General features: G+C 67.6%; 18 protein-coding genes. 12 read left to right on the top strand and 6 right to left on the bottom strand.

Annotated elements, in window-relative coordinates; translation table 11 throughout:
- The first annotated feature begins 19 nt into the window (after positions 1-19).
- Positions 20-1228, top strand: a complete 1209-nt coding sequence (locus AORI_RS68595) for an alkaline phosphatase (protein WP_016335844.1) — start codon at positions 20-22, stop codon at positions 1226-1228.
- A gap of 31 nt (positions 1229-1259) precedes the next feature.
- Positions 1260-2180, top strand: coding sequence for a methylenetetrahydrofolate reductase (locus tag AORI_RS68590; RefSeq protein ID WP_016335843.1), 921 nt, complete (start codon positions 1260-1262; stop codon positions 2178-2180).
- A gap of 24 nt (positions 2181-2204) precedes the next feature.
- On the opposite strand, the gene AORI_RS68585 is transcribed toward AORI_RS68590, so the two are convergent.
- Entirely contained in the window at positions 2205-2594 is a 390-nt protein-coding gene (locus tag AORI_RS68585) for a winged helix-turn-helix transcriptional regulator (protein WP_016335842.1), read from the bottom strand.
- A 143-nt stretch (positions 2595-2737) separates the two neighbouring features.
- Between AORI_RS68585 and AORI_RS68580 the strand changes: the two genes are divergently transcribed.
- The gene (locus AORI_RS68580) at positions 2738-3466 is read left to right on the top strand and encodes an SDR family NAD(P)-dependent oxidoreductase (protein WP_016335841.1); all 729 of its coding nucleotides are present in this window, start codon (positions 2738-2740) and stop codon (positions 3464-3466) included.
- Between the two features lie 195 nt (positions 3467-3661).
- Positions 3662-5698, top strand: coding sequence for a DNA ligase D (gene ligD, locus AORI_RS68575; RefSeq protein WP_016335840.1), 2037 nt, complete (start codon positions 3662-3664; stop codon positions 5696-5698).
- Positions 5699-5713: 15 nt separating this feature from the next.
- Here the strand turns inward: ligD and AORI_RS68570 are convergent, their stop codons facing one another.
- The 4 genes from AORI_RS68570 to AORI_RS68550 form a co-directional block, all read right to left on the bottom strand.
- On the bottom strand, positions 5714-5998 hold the full coding sequence (locus AORI_RS68570) for a J domain-containing protein (RefSeq protein ID WP_016335839.1): 285 nt from the start codon (positions 5996-5998) through the stop codon (positions 5714-5716).
- Positions 5999-6191: 193 nt separating this feature from the next.
- Positions 6192-6623: an Hsp20/alpha crystallin family protein gene (locus tag AORI_RS68565; RefSeq protein WP_016335838.1), complete on the bottom strand. Its 432-nt coding sequence runs from the start codon at positions 6621-6623 to the stop codon at positions 6192-6194.
- Between the two features lie 63 nt (positions 6624-6686).
- Positions 6687-7100: a hypothetical protein gene (locus tag AORI_RS68560; RefSeq protein ID WP_016335837.1), complete on the bottom strand. Its 414-nt coding sequence runs from the start codon at positions 7098-7100 to the stop codon at positions 6687-6689.
- 845 nt (positions 7101-7945) lie between these two features.
- Complete coding sequence (locus AORI_RS68550; RefSeq protein WP_016335835.1) at positions 7946-8383, bottom strand: DUF2243 domain-containing protein; 438 nt, start codon at positions 8381-8383, stop codon at positions 7946-7948.
- A gap of 112 nt (positions 8384-8495) precedes the next feature.
- Between AORI_RS68550 and AORI_RS83720 the strand changes: the two genes are divergently transcribed.
- A complete protein-coding gene (locus AORI_RS83720) occupies positions 8496-8636 on the top strand; it encodes a hypothetical protein (RefSeq protein WP_158509145.1) in 141 nt (46 codons plus the stop codon).
- 25 nt (positions 8637-8661) lie between these two features.
- Here the strand turns inward: AORI_RS83720 and ctaD are convergent, their stop codons facing one another.
- On the bottom strand, positions 8662-10434 hold the full coding sequence (gene ctaD, locus AORI_RS68545) for an aa3-type cytochrome oxidase subunit I (protein WP_016335834.1): 1773 nt from the start codon (positions 10432-10434) through the stop codon (positions 8662-8664).
- Between the two features lie 141 nt (positions 10435-10575).
- Here ctaD and AORI_RS68540 point away from each other — a divergent pair, with 141 nt between their 5' ends.
- From AORI_RS68540 to AORI_RS68515, 7 genes are all read left to right on the top strand, one after another.
- The gene (locus AORI_RS68540) at positions 10576-11130 is read left to right on the top strand and encodes a hemerythrin domain-containing protein (protein WP_016335833.1); all 555 of its coding nucleotides are present in this window, start codon (positions 10576-10578) and stop codon (positions 11128-11130) included.
- A 24-nt stretch (positions 11131-11154) separates the two neighbouring features.
- Positions 11155-11544 (top strand): hypothetical protein, encoded by a 390-nt coding sequence (locus AORI_RS68535; protein WP_016335832.1) that lies wholly within the window; start codon positions 11155-11157, stop codon positions 11542-11544.
- Positions 11545-11619: 75 nt separating this feature from the next.
- On the top strand, positions 11620-11760 hold the full coding sequence (locus tag AORI_RS83525) for a hypothetical protein (protein WP_228688207.1): 141 nt from the start codon (positions 11620-11622) through the stop codon (positions 11758-11760).
- Positions 11761-12808: 1048 nt separating this feature from the next.
- Positions 12809-14476 (top strand): carbamoyltransferase N-terminal domain-containing protein, encoded by a 1668-nt coding sequence (locus AORI_RS68530; protein WP_228688206.1) that lies wholly within the window; start codon positions 12809-12811, stop codon positions 14474-14476.
- Positions 14473-15744: a cytochrome P450 gene (locus tag AORI_RS68525; RefSeq protein ID WP_016335830.1), complete on the top strand. Its 1272-nt coding sequence runs from the start codon at positions 14473-14475 to the stop codon at positions 15742-15744. The genes AORI_RS68530 and AORI_RS68525 overlap by 4 nt, the downstream gene beginning before the upstream one ends.
- On the top strand, positions 15741-17462 hold the full coding sequence (locus tag AORI_RS68520; RefSeq protein WP_016335829.1) for a fatty acyl-AMP ligase: 1722 nt from the start codon (positions 15741-15743) through the stop codon (positions 17460-17462). The genes AORI_RS68525 and AORI_RS68520 overlap by 4 nt, the downstream gene beginning before the upstream one ends.
- A gap of 23 nt (positions 17463-17485) precedes the next feature.
- On the top strand, positions 17486-17770 hold the full coding sequence (locus AORI_RS68515; protein WP_016335828.1) for an acyl carrier protein: 285 nt from the start codon (positions 17486-17488) through the stop codon (positions 17768-17770).
- Positions 17771-17774: the final 4 nt, after the last annotated feature.

Genomic DNA, 17774 nt, shown 5'->3' with positions numbered 1-17774 from the left:
CTAACTAACTGGAGGCGATGTGCGCGGACGTGGTCTTGCGGCGGCGACGGTGCTGGTGGTCCTGTGCGGTGGCTCGGCCGCCGTCGCGGACACGACGACGGCGGGGTCCGGCGCGCGGAACATCATCTACATCCAGGGCGACGGTCTCGGCCTCGGCCAGCGGGATCTGCTGCGGCTGGCGCTCAAGGGCAAGAACGGCAGACTCGCGATGGACGGGCTCGCGGCCACCGGTCTCGTGCGGACGGCTTCGGACGACCCCGACGAGATCGTCACCGACTCCGCCGCGGCGGCCACCGCGCTCGCGACCGGGCACAAGACGCGCAACGGCGCGGTCGGCGTGGACGGCCACGGGCGCCCGCTGGAGACGATTCTCGAACGGGCGAAGCGGGCGGGGAAGTCGACCGGCCTGGTCACCACCGCGCAGGTGACGGGCGCGTCGCCGGCGGCCTTCGCGGCGCACGTGCCCAGCCGGGACTCGCAGAGCGACATCGCGAAGCAGTACATCGAGAACAGCCGCCCGGACGTCCTGCTCGGCGGCGGCGAGGACTGGTGGTATCCCAAGGGGAACCCCGGGCTCTGGCCGGACAAGCCGGGGGAGGAGAGCCGCAGTCCCTACGGCAACCTGGTCGAACGCGCGCAGCGGACCGGCTACACCTACGTGCGCGACGGCGACGAACTGCGGGCCACGCGGGCGAACCGGATCCTCGGCCTGTTCGCGAACGAGGACATGGTCGACTACGGCCCCGACGGCGTCGGGAAGTACGCGCCGCGGGTGCCGCTCCAGCAGATGGCGCGCAAGGCGCTGGACACCCTCTCGAAGAACCCGCGCGGCTTCTTCCTGTTCCTGGAGGAAGAAGGGACCGACGGGATGTCGCACGAGAACAACGCGCACGGCGTGATCGACGCGGGCCGCGCGCTCGACGACACCGTCGCCGAGGTCCTGCGCTTCGTCCGCACGCACCCCGACACGCTGGTGATCATCGGCGGTGATCACGAGACGGGCGGATTGAGTATCGAGAACTACGACGCCTCCGACACCGACCCGGGCCAGGACGGCCCCTTCGACGTACCGGGTTCGAAGCTCCGGTTCACTGTGGACTGGACGACGCATGACCACACCGGCGCCGACACCCCGGTCACCGCCGAAGGCCCCGGCTCCACTCGCTTGGGTGGCACGGTCCAGAACACCGACGTCCATTGGGTGATGCGGCTGGCGAGCGGTCTCTGAGCACGATGCGCGCTTCGGTTACGGTTCCCCCATGGACCTTGTGCGCCGCATCGACCGCGCCGCGGGTGAATTCCTGCTGTTCGCTCTGACCCCACCGCGCCTGGCCACCGCTCACGAACGCGTTCAACAGATCGCCGACGCCACCATGGCCCGCTTGCGCCCGTTGGATCTCGACGGCCTGATCCTCTACGACATCGATGACGAAGCGGCCCGGAACCCCGCGCGGCGCCCGTTCCCGTTCGTGCCGACCCTCGACCCCGCGAACTATCTCGCGGACAACTTCACGAGCTGGCAGACCCCGGTCATCGTGTACCGGGCGGTCGGGAAGTACGCGCCGTCGGAGCTGCGGACCTGGCTGGCGGCCCAGGATCCGGCGCGCGTGATGACGGTTCTCGTCGGCGCGTCGTCCAGCAAGATCGACACCATGACGTCACTCGCGGATGCCCAGGCACTGCGGCGTGACGCCAATCCCGGCCTGTCACTCGGCGGCGTCGCGATTCCGGAACGGCACAGCCGCCGGGACGACGAACATCACCGGCTGCTGGCGAAACAGGACGCCGGTTGCCGGTTCTTCGTGACCCAGGTGGTCTACGACGTCAACGCGGCGAAGAACCTCGTTTCCGACTATCACTACGAATGCGTCGCGCGCGGACGAGCACCCGTGCCGATCGTCTTCACCTTCTCGGTCTGCGGATCGTTGAAGACACTCGACTTCCTGCGGTGGCTGGGCGTCGACGTGCCGCGGTGGATCGAGAACGACCTCAAGCACGCCGCCGACACCCTCGAAGCGTCGTATCAGCTGGCCCTCGCGGCGGCCACGGAACTGATGACCTACTGCCGCGGCCTGGACGTCCCGTTCGGCATCAACGTCGAAAGCGTGTCGATCAGGCGGGAAGAGATCGAGGCGTCCGTACGGCTCGCCGAACGGCTTCGGGCGGAGATCAAGGGCTGAACCCCGGCCGCGGCGCGCCGGGGATCAGGACTGCGTTCGCGGTGGATGGGTGGTGTCGTAGCGGCGCCGGTTGTCGGTGATCTCGTGCCGGTGGGTGGTGGCCCATTCGCCGAGGGCCACGGCCGCGTCCAGCAGCGTGGTGCCGAGTGCGGTGAGGGTGTAGTCGACGCGCGGGGGAACGCTGGGGTGCACGGTGCGGGTCACCAGGCCGTCGCGTTCGAGTTGCCGCAGGGTCAAGGTGAGCATGCGCTGGGAGATGCCGGTGATCGCGCGGTGTAGCTCGCTGAAGCGCAAGGTCCGGTCGCCGAGTCGCCCGACGACCTGGATCGTCCACTTGTCGCCGATGAGGGCGAGGATCTGCAGCACCTGACGGCACGCCTCGTCGTCCGGTTCGGGGTTTCCGTGGGTTGCCAAGGGTTACCTCCGTGTGCGTCACCGACATGAATGTGCCGTCTTGCCGGCGGCAGCTCTGTGACAAACCATGGCTCTACGAACAAAGAGTAACCGCCGGCGGCCGAGGAACTCGTCCTGGCCGGGGTGGTCGGAAAGGAGTCGAGGTGGCGAAGACCCTTGTCGTCGTCGGTGCCGGCCCGGGGCTGGGGATGGGCGTGGCCCGGAGTTTCGGCCGTCAGGGTTTCCGGGTCGGGCTGATCGCCCGGAACGAGGACGTGCTCGATGGTCTGGTCGGCGAGCTGGCCGAACTCGGTGTGACCGCCGGGGCGTTTCCCGCCGACATCCGTGATCGTGACGCGCTGGTCGATGCCCTCACCGCGGCCAGGCGGACGCTGGGACCGGTCGACGTGCTGGAGTTCAGCCCCAGCCCGACCGGCGCGATCACCCACGCCGCGCAGACCACGGCCGGCTCCGCCACCGAGCAGTTCGAATTGCACGTGCTGGGTGCGGTGACGGCCGTGGGACAGGTGTTGCCGGACATGCGTGCCCGTGGCGACGGAACGCTCCTGCTGACCACCGGCGTTTCCTCGGCCATCCCCGCACCGTTCCTGGCCAACGTGGGCCTGGCCATGGCCGGTTTGCGGAACTGGGCACACGCCCTGCACACCGAACTACGGCCCCAGGGCATCCACGTGGCTACGGTGACTATCGCGTCCGGTGTCATTCCCGGCGACGTGGTGGCCGACCCCGACGTGATCGGTGCCCGCTACTACGAGCTCTACAGGCAGCGGGACCGCGCCGAAGAGGTCATCGGCGACCTCGATGCGTTCCGCGCCCTCGTCGCCGGAGGAGTCGGCGATCCCGGTAGGGCCGGCGCATCGACGGCGGGCTAAGCCACTCCTGAACGCCGCTGCCCGCGGCCAAGCAGGCTGCCCGCCCTCCAGGGCGCAACGCCGAGATCGGTCAGCGCCACCCTTTCCGGGGTGTTGACCTGCGCGTATCCAGCGCGGTTACGCCAAGCGGGTTACGGTCGAACCGCGGACGACTCGCACGGTGTCCGGTGCGGTCGGCGGTGACGGGAGCTCGTGATGGCGCGGGAGGCGGTGCGCGGTGTTCCGGGGTGGGTGAGCCCGATGCTGGCCAGTCCGGACGGTGGCCGGTTGCGGGAGGGGCCGGAGTGGGCGTACGAGTACAAGCTCGACGGCTACCGGGCGTGCATGAGGATCGCCGCCGACGGCACCACGGTGTTGACCAGCCGTAACGACGTCGACTTCACCGACGAGTTCCTGGATCTGACCGGTGTCCTGACGGAGGCGCTGGAGGGGCGGAGCGCGGTGCTGGACGGGGAGATCGTCGTCTACAACGACGCGGGTCAGATCGACTTCGGGTTGCTGCAGGAACGCCGCGGCCGCTACCAGACCCATCGCGGCTCTGCTCGCCGTGACGAGCCGTTCGCCGACGACGTTCCGGTCCGGTTCCTGGCGTTCGATTTGGTGCAGCTCGGCGGTGTCTCGCTGCTGCGTGAGCCGTATGACGAGCGCCGGCGGCAGTTGACCGCGCTGCCGATGCCGGATCCGTACCGGGTGGAGGTGGTGCGCGGGTTCACCTTCACCGATCTGGCCGCGGATCGCCGGACCCCGTGGCACCTGCTCGACCACGTGAAAGCCAGTGGTCACGAGGGATTGGTCGCGAAGCTCCGCACCGCCGCCTACACCCCCGGGCGCCGCAGCAACGCCTGGCTGAAACATCCGCTGATCCAGACGGCCGAGGTGATCGTCTGCGGTTACCGGCCCGGGCAGGGACGGCTGGACGGGCTGATGGGCGGGCTCCTGCTCGGTGCCCACGACCCGGACACCGGCGACCTGGTCTACATCGGTGACGTCGGCACCGGCTTCACCGAAGCCGAACGAGCCCGCTTGCAGGCCCGGCTCGACGCCCTCGAGCGGAAGCGGCATCCCTTCGCTGAGACACCACCCAGGGCCGACACCGCGAGGGCGCAGTGGGTGGAGCCGGAGCTGGTGGGCGAGGTGGTGTTCCGGCAGTTCACCCGCGGCGCCGGTCGCCTGCGGCATACCGCGTGGCGGGGTCTGCGCGATGACAAGGAGCCTGCCGACGTCCTGGCCCCGCAACGACGCGAGCCCGCCTCTGCCCGAAAGACCACGCGTGAGCAGGCACAAGGTGATCCGGTGGCCGAGGATCAGCCCACGGCTTCACCGGGGGCGAAGATCACCGTCCAGGCCGGTGACCGGAGACTCGTTCTGTCCAATTTGGACAAACCTTTGTATCCGGACGGGTTCACGAAGGGGGAGGTGATCAACTACTACTCGCGTATCGCCCCGGTGCTGCTGCCGCATCTGGCCGGGCGTCCGGTGACGTTCATCCGCTTCCCGGACGGTGTCGGCGGGGAGCAGTTCTTCGAGAAGAACGTCCCGCACGGCGCGCCGGCGTGGCTGCCGACCGCCCGGATCGCTCGCAGCGGCAGCCGGGGCTCGACAGAGCCGGTCACGTACGCGTTGCTGGACGAGCTCGCCGCGGTGGTGTGGGCGGCGAACATGGCCGCACTCGAACTCCACGTTCCACAATGGACCGTCGGCGACGACGGCACGCGCCGCCCGCCGGACCGGCTGGTGTTCGACCTCGACCCCGGGCCGGGAACCTCGATCGTGCACTGCTGCCGCGTCGCCGAACGACTGCACGAAGCCCTGACGGACAACGGGTTGACGCCGCTGGCGAAGACGTCCGGCTCGAAGGGCATGCAGCTCTACTGCGCCATCACCACCGACGACCCTGCGGCCCCGTCGGCGTACGCGAAGAAACTCGCCCAACGCCTGGCCCGGGAGACACCGGGCAAGGTGACCGCCGTGATGGCCAAAGCCCAGCGCACCGGGCGGGTGTTCATCGACTGGTCCCAGAACAACCCCGCCAAGACCACCGTCGCCCCGTACTCGCTGCGCGGCCGCGACCACCCCACCGTCTCCACCCCGGTCACCTGGGACGAAGTCCGCGCCTGCCGCCGCCCGGCACAGCTGGTGTTCACCGCCGACGACGTCCTCGACCGCGTCAACGAACACGGCGACCTCCTCGCCGGACTCGACGTCACACGCGCTCCATTGCCCTCCGGCTGACGGCCGTAGGCCCGATCACGGCTTCTCGCCGTCATCGGAGCCTGGACGCCACCGGAGGTAGGGCGACGAGCTCCGTCGCTTGTGGACACGGACGGGAATGGCGACGCCGCGCGACCCGGTCGTCCGCGGCGCTTTGGCGCGAAGCGTCCGGTAGGCCGCCAGGACGGCGGCGAGGCGCTCGGGATCAGGGAACCGGCCATCGGGGTGCAGCCTGCGAACGAGACGGCGATACGCCGTCGCGATATCGGCCGGGGTCGCGTCGCGAGCCACCCCGAGCACTGTGTACGGATCGGCCGTCATGATCCATCACCCGCCTCCGGAACCCTGTCAGTGCCAGGGTTCCCGGTCCGCGAGCGCGGGAACACCACGTCGATGGTCGGCCACGTCCGCCACGGGCTTTCGTCGTGGAGCATCGCGGTACTCCTGCGCTGAGGGGCGCGGCCCGCCCCGCGGAAGGGCGGGCCGCTCCGCGTCGAGTGGAACTCGGGAACGGTCAGGGGTTGATCTGCTCGGCCTTTTCGCCACTGGTGACGGCGATCTTGCGTGGCTTGGCCTGTTCGGCGATCGGGATGCGCAGGGTAAGCACCCCGGCGTCGTAATCCGCGCTGATGTCGTCGGTCGTCAGCGTGTCTCCCAGGAACAGTTGACGGCTGAACACCCCGCGAGGCCTCTCGGCCACCTGGACCTCGGCGTTCCCGCCCGGTTCGAGGGCGCGTTCGGCCTTGACCGTCAGCACGTGGCGTTCCACGTCGATTTCGATCGAATCCGGCGAGACCCCGGGCAGGTCGAACGCCACCACGTATTCGTTGCCGGACCGGTAGGCATCCATCGGCATCATCACTTGGCGGGAAGCGGTGCCGTTGGCGCCCAGGAACTGCTGGGTGAGCCTGTCCAGCTCACGGAACGGATCGGTTCGCATCAACATCACAATTGCCTCCTTCCTCGTATCGCCACTTCTTCGTGGCGAAAGCGTGTGCCTTCGTTCTTTTCAGCGGCGGCTCGCCGCTTCGTGTTCCTGTCCGGCCGCCGTGGCGCCCGGCGAGGAATCGCCGAAGGAGCGGAAGCGGAAACGAATCCGGCCGGCGCCGTCCGCGACCCGGTCGGCCATCGGTTCGATGATCCCGGCCGTGCCCGGCTCGTCGAGGCGGGCCAGCAGGCGGGCGAGTTCGTCGGGTGCCTCGACCGGTTCGACGGGTGTCTGGATCAGTGTGCGATGCAGGATGCCGACGTCCCAGCCGCTGGTGTTGCCGCTGCCCGCGGGGACCGCGACGGTGGCGTCGAACAGCCAGCGCGGGGATTTGCCGGGAATCGACGGGGTGGCGTGCGCGGTCAGCCCGATGACCTGGTCGGCACGGAGAAGACCATCGCTGAGAGTGCGTATCCAGACTTTGTTCAACCCCATGAATGCTCCATCGGTTCGTGAGCGGGAGTCCGTGGTCAGTCGCGGGTGAGATCGTCCAGGTGGTGTCTGCGGGCGGCGACGGCGACCATCGCGACGATGCCCGTGACCACGGTGCTGAAAACGATCACAGCTGTCATGCTTTCCGTCCTTGTGGAGAGGCGTGGTCCGTTAGCACTCTCGACCGCCGAGTGCTAATTCTCTCATAGCACGTCGAGCGCGGGTCCGCAAGCGTGCGGGGCTTGACATCCTCGGCAGGGCGGGTTACATAGTTTTTCAGAGATGACTTGACCTGGCTTCGGTCCCGACGACGTTCCGGGGAGTGATCGACATGCGGCACGGTATCCGCCGTACAGCGGTGAACGAAGCGTTCGCCGAGCTGGTGTACGCGGACCCGGTGTGGCTGCGCACCGAGTTCGAGTCGATCATCGCGGCCTCTTTCGCCGATGTCTCACGCATTCCCCCTCGGCGTTCGTGGGGCCTGGCCCCGTCCGAGCGATCGCGGGCCGCTCGGACCGCACGGCCTGCCCGTTCACCGACAGCGCGACCGTGTCCCGCGGTCCACGTCGGTGAGCGCTGGATGCGGCAGCGTTCACCTCCGGTACCGGTTCGTGAGTCCGGCACGGCTGAGTGAAAGGCAGGTGATGTCATCGAGCGCGACTTTCAGGACTGTGACACTCCAGCGACCCCGCCGCGCGCCGCGGCGGGGTCCTTGCAAGTGGCCGTTGGCCGCCTGGAACGGACGAACACCGTTGCCGCCAAACAGGTCGGCGGCGGGACCGTCGCTTGAACGACGCCTGTGAAGACGGACGCCCACCAACGGCCGGCATCCCGGCAAGACCCGGTGTTCATCGGGTCCCGGCGGGGGAGCGGGACGAGCGTGAGGTCAGCAGGCCTGCTGTCACCAGGACGGCTCCGAGTGCAAGGAAGCCGAGGTCGTAGGCGAGTTGGTACGGGCCTGGGCGGACGTGGTGCACGCCGAGGATCAGGTGGTCGACGGTGCCTTCTACGAGGTTGAACACGCCCCAGCCTGTCGCCATGCCGCCCCAGAGGGTCCGCGCGGCCAGCCGGTCACCCCGGTTCAGCAGGACCACACCGGCGATCACGAAGATCAGGCACAGGAGGTGGAATAGTCCATCGCCGACCATGTTGAGGTGAAGGTCGTGCGGGGTGGTCGGCGGGTACCAGCTCGACAGCATGTGATGCCAGCCCAGAATCTGGTGGGCGACGATACCGTCGATGAATCCGCCGAACCCCAATCCCAGTAGCAGCGTCGCCCGGTTCACCGAACGCTTCGTTCTCGAGGAAATTCCATACCTGCCCGGGTATCCGCCAGATGGGTACTCAAACGCCGGTTGGCGCGAGCCGACGGCGAAATTGCGGTAGGAGCCGGCGCCCGTGCTGCAGTTCGCCCTGGCGCTGGGTGCGCCCGGTGTGGTCCTCGAGACGCTGGCTTATGCCGATTCGTCCTTCGTCACCGAACTCCGTGAGCGTTTGCGGTACGGGACCGATCGGGGACTGGCCACCGAATCGGCGTGAAGAGGCTTGCGGCCATGGTCGAGGGTCAACGCCCGCGAGGGTCGCGGCTGGGCCCTTGGTCGTCGGGTTGAGTGGCGGAGGCGGCGACTTCGGCCGGGTCCGCGGCGTTCCCAGGATGGCCGGTCGTCCGGTGGGCTTCGTCGCGGATTCGTTCGATCATGTGCGGGTAGTGCAGTTCGAACGCGGGGCGTTCGGAGCGGATCCGGGGTAGTTCGAGAAAGTTGTGGCGGGGTGGCGGGCTGGTGGTCGCCCATTCCAGGGAGTTGCCGAAACCCCAGGGATCGTCGACGTCGACGGGTTCGCCGTAGCGGTAGCTTTTGAACACGTTCCACATGAACGGCAGTACGGACAGGCCGAGCAGGAAGGCGCCGACGGTGGAGACCATGTGCATGCCGGTGAATTGATCGCTGTGCAGATAGTCGGCGTAGCGGCGGGGCATGCCCGCGTTGCCGAGCCAGTGCTGGACCAGGAACGTCGTGTGGAAGCCGAGGAACGTGGTCCAGAAATGCCATTTGGCGAGCCGCTCGTCCATCATCCGTCCGGTCATCTTGGGGAACCAGAAGTAGATCCCGGCGAAGGTGGCGAACACGATGGTGCCGAACAGCACGTAATGGAAGTGCGCCACCACGAAATAGGTGTCGTGGATGTGGAAATCCAGCGGCGGCGAAGCGAGGATGATCCCGGTCAGCCCGCCGAGCAGGAACGTCACCAGGAATCCGACCGACCACAGCATCGGTGATTCGAAGGTCAGCTGCCCCTTCCACATGGTGCCGATCCAGTTGAAGAACTTGATCCCGGTCGGCACCGCGATGAGAAAGGTCATGATGGAGAAGAACGGCAGCAGCACCGCGCCGGTGGCGAACATGTGGTGCGCCCACACCGCCACCGACAGCGCGGTGATCGCGATCGTCGCGAACACCATGAGTTTGTAGCCGAACAACGGTTTCCGGCTGAACACCGGGACGATCTCGCTGACGATGCCGAAATACGGCAACGCGACGATGTACACCTCGGGATGGCCGAAGAACCAGAACAGGTGCTGCCAGAGGATCGCCCCGCCGTTGGCCGGGTCGAAAACGTGCGCTCCGAGATGCCTGTCGGCCATCAGACCGAACAACGCCGCCGTCAGGATCGGGAACGCCAGCAGGATCAGGATGCTGGTGAAGAAGATGTTCCAGGTGAAGATCGGCATGCGCCACATCAGCATCCCCGGGCAGCGCAGGCAGACGATCGTGGTGATCATGTTGACCGCGCCGAGGATCGTGCCGAGCCCGGTCACGATCAGCCCGGCGATCCACAGATCCCCGCCGACGCCCGGTGAGTGCACGGCCGTCGACAAGGGGGTGTAGGCCGTCCAGCCGAAGTCCGGCGGCCCGCCCGGCGTCAGATAGCCGCCGAGCACGATCATCGCGCCGAACAGGTACAGCCAGTAGGAGAAGGCGTTCAGCCGCGGAAACGCCACGTCGGGCGACCCGATCTGAAGCGGTACGAGGAAGTTGGCGAAGGCGAACACATTCGGCGTGGCGTAGAGCAGCAGCATGATCGTGCCGTGCATGGTGAAGAGCTGGTTGTACTGCTCTGGAGACAGGAACTGCAGTCCCGGCCGGGCCAGTTCGCCGCGCATCAGCAGTGCCGTGAAGCCACCGATCAGGAAGAACCCGAACGACGTGACCATGTACATCACGCCGATCGTCTTCGGATCCGTCGTCCTCATCAGCTTCAGCAGGGTGTTCCCGCGCCTGCCCTTCCGGCGGGGCGCGTGCGGAACCTGGAGGGGCCGTGCCGGCGTCTGGGTCATCGCGCTGCCTGTTCTTCCGGGGACGTCGCAGGCGTGTACCCGGCTTCTCGATCGTCACACCTGTTCGCGGTGATGTGTGAAGCACGGCGAGGCGGGAATCCGGGGGCAACCGCATGTTCCCGCCGGACAGAGGAAGAAAAAGTGCCCGACAACGAAAACGAAGACGTCATCGCCCTGTTGCACCGTCAGCACGACGAGATCCGGCTGCTGTTCACCGAACTGGAGACCGCGGAAGGAGAACAGCGCCGGGACCTGTTCCGTGACCTGGTCCGGCTGCTCGCCGTGCACGAGACCGCCGAAGAAGAGGTGGTTCACCCGGAAGTGCGCGGCTTGCCGGACGGCGAACACGTAGTGGAAGCCCGTATCGGCGAGGAACACCGCGCCAAGCGGCTGCTCGTCACCTTGACCGAGATGGGGCCGGAGGCCGAGGGCTTCGACACCCTGCTCGTCCAGTTGCGCGAAGACGTTCTCGCGCACGCGGAACACGAAGAAAAAGAGGAGTTCCCGCTGCTGCGGGCGGCGCACGGCCCCGAACGGCTCCGCGCCATGGCCGCGACCGTCCGGGTGGCGGAAGCGATCGCGCCGACCCGCCCCCATCCCGGGGTCGAAAGCGCGACGGCGAACCTCCTGCTCGGCCCGCCCATCGCGATCATGGACCGCGCCCGCGACGCCATCCGCGACGCCCTCGGCCGCTGATCCGCGTAGCACGAAAGGTGAATCATGTCCGAGCACGATCAGGCTTACGCCGCTCCGCAGGACACCGGCGCGCCCGACCCCGTCGAGACCGACCCCGCGGCGCTGAACAGCGCCGAAGATCTCGACGAAGACCGCTTGCGTGTCGACCCGCTCGAAGAGGGAATGGATCCGCCGGAGCACTGGAGCGGGGTGACCAAACACGGCATGACCCCGTGGGAACAAGCGCATCCCGCCCCGCTCGGTGAGCGTCTGGCCGAGGAACGTCCCGACGTCGACGAGACGGCGGAAGCCGCCGACCGTGAGCGGGAGGAAAGACCGGACAGCGTCGACTACGCCGAAGACCTCGGCGTCGCGGCCGATTTCGCGGGCGGTTCCGTGCCCGACGAGATCCGCACCCCACCACCCCCGGACTGAGCGAGTCCGCCGAGGAAAGGCGGACGAATGAGAACAGCACGAACAGTCGCCGCGGCCACCGGGGGAGGTGCCGGTGTGGTCGCCTTGACCGTCAACCGCGCGCCCGACGAAGTGGGGCCGAGCGAGGCGAAGTCACTCATCGAAACGGGGATCGTGCTGGAGGCGGATCCTCCAGCCACGCATCCGGGGCCTTCGGCGAAGTGCTGTGGAAAGTGACCCGCAACGCCCAGAAAGGCGGACGGCTGTCAGGAATGGATGCCTCGGTGATCACCGACCGGCCCCCTCGACGCCGAGAACCGCGGTATCATCCTCGGTTACGCCACGACCTCAACCACTCTGGCAAATCCGGTCGTCAGATGGTGCGCAGGAGATCTGTCCAGGGGTTGACCACTTCCCGTTCGCCCGTCCCGGCCGGCTTCCGGGAGCGCATAGTTCCCGGCGCCGGGGCTCACCAGACGCATAATGGCACCTGAACTTCCCTCCGTGGCTTCAGCATGCCCGTACTGCATACCTGCGGTTGTCCTCACCCGTCTGAAGCGCTACCGAGCCGGTACGTGCGTCACGGCCCGCATCCGAGTCGTTCGCGATGTGCTGGCAGGTCTTGACACCGCCCATAGCTCGCACGTAGTCGTCTGACGGATACCTGGGCTTGGAGTGCATGTTGAAGGCGCACAAGCTCCGCTGCACGTACACCTGGTCCTTCCTGGCCACCTTTCCTGCGATCGTGGCCTGAGCAATGCCACATCGACCGGCGGAAGCCTGGTGCGCAATTCGGTCCGCACGAGGGGCACGGCGATGGCGGGCAGTCCGGCGAAACCGGCGATCGGGGTGTAGCCGTAGATCGGCTGAGGGAGAGGGGTCCAGCGGAGGCTCGGGCTGTCCACTACGAATGCTCAGTGCGCGGGAGCCGACCACGACTTCGCGTCTGGCTGCGTCCGGATCGCGTGGGGGTTCGGCCTGTTCCGGCGTTGTCCGGCGAGCAGGTATTCCATGAGATGTGACCCGAACTGCCCGAATATCGGCCCGGGTTGCCCTGATTGCCCTTCGGCTCACGCCGCGTACAACAAGGTCGGGCGGTCGCATCCACAAAGTGACCGAAGAGGCAACGATCTTATGCGGGAAGTCCAATTCCGCCCGGTCGTGTTGGACATTTTTATTCCGCATACCGAAGATGGTGCCGGAATTCTTCTGTTCGGCTGACCTCCGCGAAGCGGGAAATCGACTCCGGGTAGGGGGCACCACCATCAGCGAGATCTTCTGCGGATTGAAGCTCACCCACGACGGCTCCCTGGCCGCGATCGAAGACGATCGATTGCTTTTTTCGATCGAGGCCGAAAAACTGGAGAACCGGGCCCGGTATTCGGCGCTGAACACGTGGTGCGACCTCATCGCCGTGCTCGACGGGCAGGGGCTGCGCCCGGAAGAACTGACTTCGATCGCGGTGGACGGCTGGGGACGAACCGCGGGGGAGGACACCCACCAGGTCCACGTGATCGACGACGCGGGCGCCCGGCGCCCGGTACCGGTCGCCTCCTATCGCGACTCGCCCGGCACCGGCATCGACCCGCTCAGCCGTCCGTTCGAAACGGCCGAACTGTTCGGTGACGGCCTGGTGAAGTTTCGCAGTTTCAGCCACGCGACCGGCCACGCGCTGGCGGGCTACTGCAGCAGCCCGTTCGCCCAGCGAGGTGAATCCGCGCTCATCGTGGTGTGGGACGGCGGCATGGCGCCCTGTCTGTATCACTACGACCCGGTCCGCCGGTCCTTGCGGCCGCTGCGCTGGCTGTCGGACGTCTTGGGTGGCCTGTACCCCATCTTCGCCACCCACCTCGAACCCTTCCGTACCGGGGACGGCGCGCTCGACACCGATGCCCGGAAACTGGAGACGGTGATCCTGCCGGTCTCCGGCAAAGCGATGGCCTACGCGGCATTGGGGAGCCCGGACGACGACGTCCTGGCCGCCATGGCGGCCGCTTCCAGCAGGCACCGGCCCAACGACGTCGTGCCCATGTATCTGTGGAGCCGCTCCGTCCTGCGCGACCTGGCGCCGAAGAAGCTTTCCGACGCCACCTTGATGGCGTCGATGCAGGAATACCTTGGGGGGCTGCTGGTCGAGGCGCTCCGCCGGTTCGTGATCGAGCACGAAGAGTTCCGCGGCACGCCGCTCGCGTTGTCCGGTGGATGTGCCTTGAACATCAAGTGGAACGCCCGCGTGCGTGACTCCGGCCTGTTCTCCGAGGTGTGGGTACCGCCGTTCCCCAACGACGCGGGTTCGGCCATCGGCGCGGCCTGTGCGGAGATGATCGACCGCACCGGGAACAGTGCCCTGCACTGGTCCGCCTTCGCGGGACCGGAGGTCGTTCCCGGCGCCGAAGTGCCGGAGGGCTGGTCGTCGACGCCGTGCACGCTTGACGAACTGGCCGAACTGCTCGCCGTCGAAGGCGAACCGGTGATCGTACTGACCGGCCGGGCCGAGATCGGTCCCCGCGCGCTCGGGCACCGGAGCATCATCGCCCCGGCGATCGACGCCGGGATGCTGGACCGGCTGAACGAGCTCAAGCAGCGCGCGTCCTACCGGCCGGTGGCACCGATCTGCCTGGAGGACGCGGCTCCCGACGTGTTCTCGCCGGGCACCCGCGACCCGTACATGTTGTTCGAGCACCAGGTCCGTCCGGAATGGCGTGCGCGGGTCCCGGCCGTGGTGCACGTCGACGGCAGCGCCCGGCTGCAGACCGTCGGTGCGGAGAACCCGGTGATGTACGAACTGCTGACCGCCTACCGGCGCCGGACCGGGGTACCGGTGTTGTGCAACACCAGCGCGAACTTCAACGGCTCCGGGTTCTTCCCGGACGTCGCCTCCGCCGCCCGCTGGGGAAAGGTCCGCTACATCTGGTCGGAAGGCGCCCTTTACCGCTCCGAGGCCGGCCGATGACCACCGACCTCGGAGAGGTCTTCACCCGCTTACCGGAGGTCCTGCGTGAGCGGGAGCCCTACCCGGTTCTCGCCCACCTGCGGGAATCCTCGCCGTATCCCGCTTCGGACGGCGTCGTGGTGGTGGCGAAACACGAACACTGTTCGGCGATCCTGCGCGACCCACGCGTCAGTAGCGACAGGAGCCGGGCCCGCATCTTCCATGAGGACGTCCACCCGGCGAGCCGGAAGCTCGTCGACCTCGATCCGCCGGACCACACCCGCCTCCGCCGCCTGGTGTCCAAGGCCTTCACCGGGCGCGCCCTCGCGCCACTGCTGCCGCGGATCAGTGCGACGGTGCACGACCTCCTCGACGCGGTACCCCCGGACGGTCTTTTCGATGTCATCAAGGATTTCGCTTCGCCGCTGGCGTTGTCGACGGTCTGTAACCAGCTGGGTGTTCCCGCCGCGGACCACGAACGGGTCGGCGACTGGTCCAGGACGCTTTCCCGCGGGCTGTACCCGCTTCCGCTGGGATCGGTGGACCAGGAGGCGACCGGCGACGCGGCGCGGGCGGGCGGGCGCCTGCTCGTCTACTTCAAGAAGCTGCTCGCGGAACCACGTTCGGCGCCGTACGGTCCCGTCCTCGACGTCCTGCTGAACACCGGAGACGAGGGAAGCGGGCTGAGTGAAAGCGAAGTCCTCGGTATCTGCGTGCTGCTGATCAACGCCGGCTACGAGACGACGGTCGGTCTCGTCGGAAACGGCGTCCGGGCACTGCTGGAGCATCCGGAGCAGTTGCGGCGTCTCGCCGGGGATCCGGACCTGGCGCCCGCGGTGGTGGACGAGGTGCTGCGATACGACTCGCCCGCACAGATCACCACGAGAGTGGCCATCGCCGACCTGACCGTCGGTGGACTGCGGATCGCGGCAGGGGATCTCCTGGTCCTCCTGCTGGGTGCGGCCAATCGCGATCCCGCCGTCTTCACCGGGCCGGACGAGTTCGACATCGGCCGGACGGGAGCCGGGCAGCACCTCGCTTTCGCGTCGGGTCCGCATTTCTGCCTCGGCAGCGGGCTCGCCCGGATCGAGGGAGCCGCCGCGTTCGCGGCGTTCGCCGGTCGCGTGATCGAGCCGAAGATGACCGATCGGCTCACCTACAAGGCGACCCCGAGTTTGCGTGGGCCGGAAAGTCTCGTAGTCGCGTTCAGCGGTGTCCGTGCTGCGCCACCGGTGCTCAGCAGAGCGACAGCCGACCACGGAGTCGGCCAGGAAAGGAGGCGGACGTGACCGGTGTGACCACGGGCCCAGGCGTGGCGCGGGTCTTCCAGGAGCGGGTCCGGGAGCACGGTGAGCGGGAGGCCGTGGCCTTCGTTCGAGACCCGGACGACCCGGCCTCCACCGTGTCCTGGAGTTATCGACGGCTGCACGACGAGGCGAGCGCCGTCGCGGCACAACTCGAACGACTGGCCCGGCCGGGAGACCGGATCCTGCTGACCTATCCGTCCGGACCGCATTTCGCCGCGGCATTCCTCGGCTGTCTCTACAGTGGACTGATCGCTGTTCCGGCGCCGTTGCCCGTGCGCTCAAAACAGCAGAAGCGGCGGTTGACGGCCATCGCGGAGGACGCCGGTGTCTCGGTGGTGCTGGCCCACTCGGGCGACCGCGACGTCGTACTGGACTGGGTGTCCTCGGAAGGGCTCGACGATCTGGCTCCCGTGTTCACCGACACCGTGAACCCCGCCCCGGCGGCGGACTTCTCCGCGCGGGAAAGCGGACCCGACGCCCCCGCCTTCCTGCAGTACACCTCCGGGTCCACGGGTGACGCCAAAGGTGTCGTGCTGACCCACGACAACATCCTGACCAATTCCCGGATCCTGTTCGAGATCACCGATCTGCCGCCGGAAGAGATCCGCCTGGTCTGCTGGCTCCCGCTCTACCACGACATGGGGTTGATCGGCCAGCTGCTGAGCCCGCTGTTGTTCGGTGGAACCTCGTATCTCCTCGATCCCGGCACCTTCGTCCGGCGTCCCTATTCCTGGCTGCGCACCATCGACCGGTACCGCGCCACGGTTTCGGCGGCCCCCGACTTCGCCTTCGGCCTTTGTGTCGACCGGATCTCCGACGAGGAGGTCTCCCGGCTCGACCTGTCGACCTGGAAGATGGCGACCAATGGTGCCGACTGGCTCAACCTGTCCACCATGCGCGGCTTCGCGGACAAGTTCGCCCCCGCCGGGTTCAAGGCCGAAATGTGCCCGGCTTACGGCCTGGCGGAGGCCACGCTGATCGTGGCGAGCCGTCGTTCGTCCACCCTGCGGGTCCTCGACGCGGACCGGAACGCGCTCGACGGCGGGGCCTTCGAGGTCGCGGATCCGCCCGAGACCGGCAAGCAGATCATCAGCTGCGGGTACCCGCACGAGATCGATCTGGAACTCGTCGATCCGGACACCCTGGAGCCTCTCGGCGAAGACCAGGTCGGTGAGATCTGGCTGCGCGGACGCAGCGTCGCCAAGGGGTACTGGGGCAAGGCCGAACAGACCAGCCAGTTGTTCCACGCGACCACGGCCCAGGGCGACGGACCGTATCTCCGGACCGGCGATCTCGGGTTCCGCCACGACGGTGAGCTTTATGTGACCGGGCGGATCAAGGAGGTCATCGTCGTGCGGGGGCTGAAGATCTACCCGCAGGACATCGAGTCCGCCTTGCGGGCGGAATTCCCGGAACTGCCGGGGATCACCGCGGCCTTCCGCCTTCCTGGACCCGAGGACGAACCGGACCGGGTCGTCATCACGCACGAGGTCCGCGAAGCATCGGCCGAACACCTGGCGGAACTGGCGCAGAAGGTCGTGCACCTGGTGGCTCGCGAGTTCGGTGCCCAGGTCGCCGGGGTGTCATTCCTCCGCCCGGGCGGCGTACAGCGGACCACCAGCGGGAAGGTGAAACGCGTCGAAATGCGCGAACGCTATCTGGCCGGCTCGTTGCAGCCGGTCTATCAGTACACCCGCTGAACTCGAGGACTGGAGAGCAGGAAATGAGCATCGAGCAGAACGGTCTGCAGCAGATCGACGAAGAAAAGCTGCGTGAGTGGCTGGTCTCCCAGGCCGCCAAGTACGCGAAGCTGGACGACGCCGAGATCGACGCCGACACGCCGCTGTCCCAGTACGGCTTGGATTCGGTGAGCGCGGTCGCCCTCGCCGTCGACCTCGAGGACGAATTCGGGATCGTGCTCGGCGTCGACACGCTGTGGAAGTACCCGACCGTGAACCTCGTGGTCGAGATGCTTCTCTCGACCCCCCGACGAAGCCAGCGGGATTAGCGGA

It is taken from the genome of Amycolatopsis keratiniphila (genome assembly GCF_000400635.2).
Classification (GTDB): domain Bacteria; phylum Actinomycetota; class Actinomycetes; order Mycobacteriales; family Pseudonocardiaceae; genus Amycolatopsis; species Amycolatopsis keratiniphila.
Note: the sequence above shows the minus strand (reverse complement) of the source record. Positions and strands in the feature narration are given on the sequence as shown.

Coding starts and splice junctions, on each gene's coding strand:
- AORI_RS68590 (WP_016335843.1), top strand. CDS start 1,260: ATGGACCTTGTGCGCCGCATCGACCGCGCCGCGGGTGAATTCCTGCTG.
- ligD (WP_016335840.1), top strand. CDS start 3,662: ATGGCGCGGGAGGCGGTGCGCGGTGTTCCGGGGTGGGTGAGCCCGATG.
- AORI_RS68570 (WP_016335839.1), bottom strand. CDS start 5,998: ATGACGGCCGATCCGTACACAGTGCTCGGGGTGGCTCGCGACGCGACC.
- AORI_RS68565 (WP_016335838.1), bottom strand. CDS start 6,623: ATGTTGATGCGAACCGATCCGTTCCGTGAGCTGGACAGGCTCACCCAG.
- AORI_RS68560 (WP_016335837.1), bottom strand. CDS start 7,100: ATGGGGTTGAACAAAGTCTGGATACGCACTCTCAGCGATGGTCTTCTC.
- ctaD (WP_016335834.1), bottom strand. CDS start 10,434: ATGACCCAGACGCCGGCACGGCCCCTCCAGGTTCCGCACGCGCCCCGC.
- AORI_RS68535 (WP_016335832.1), top strand. CDS start 11,155: ATGTCCGAGCACGATCAGGCTTACGCCGCTCCGCAGGACACCGGCGCG.
- AORI_RS68525 (WP_016335830.1), top strand. CDS start 14,473: ATGACCACCGACCTCGGAGAGGTCTTCACCCGCTTACCGGAGGTCCTG.
- AORI_RS68515 (WP_016335828.1), top strand. CDS start 17,486: ATGAGCATCGAGCAGAACGGTCTGCAGCAGATCGACGAAGAAAAGCTG.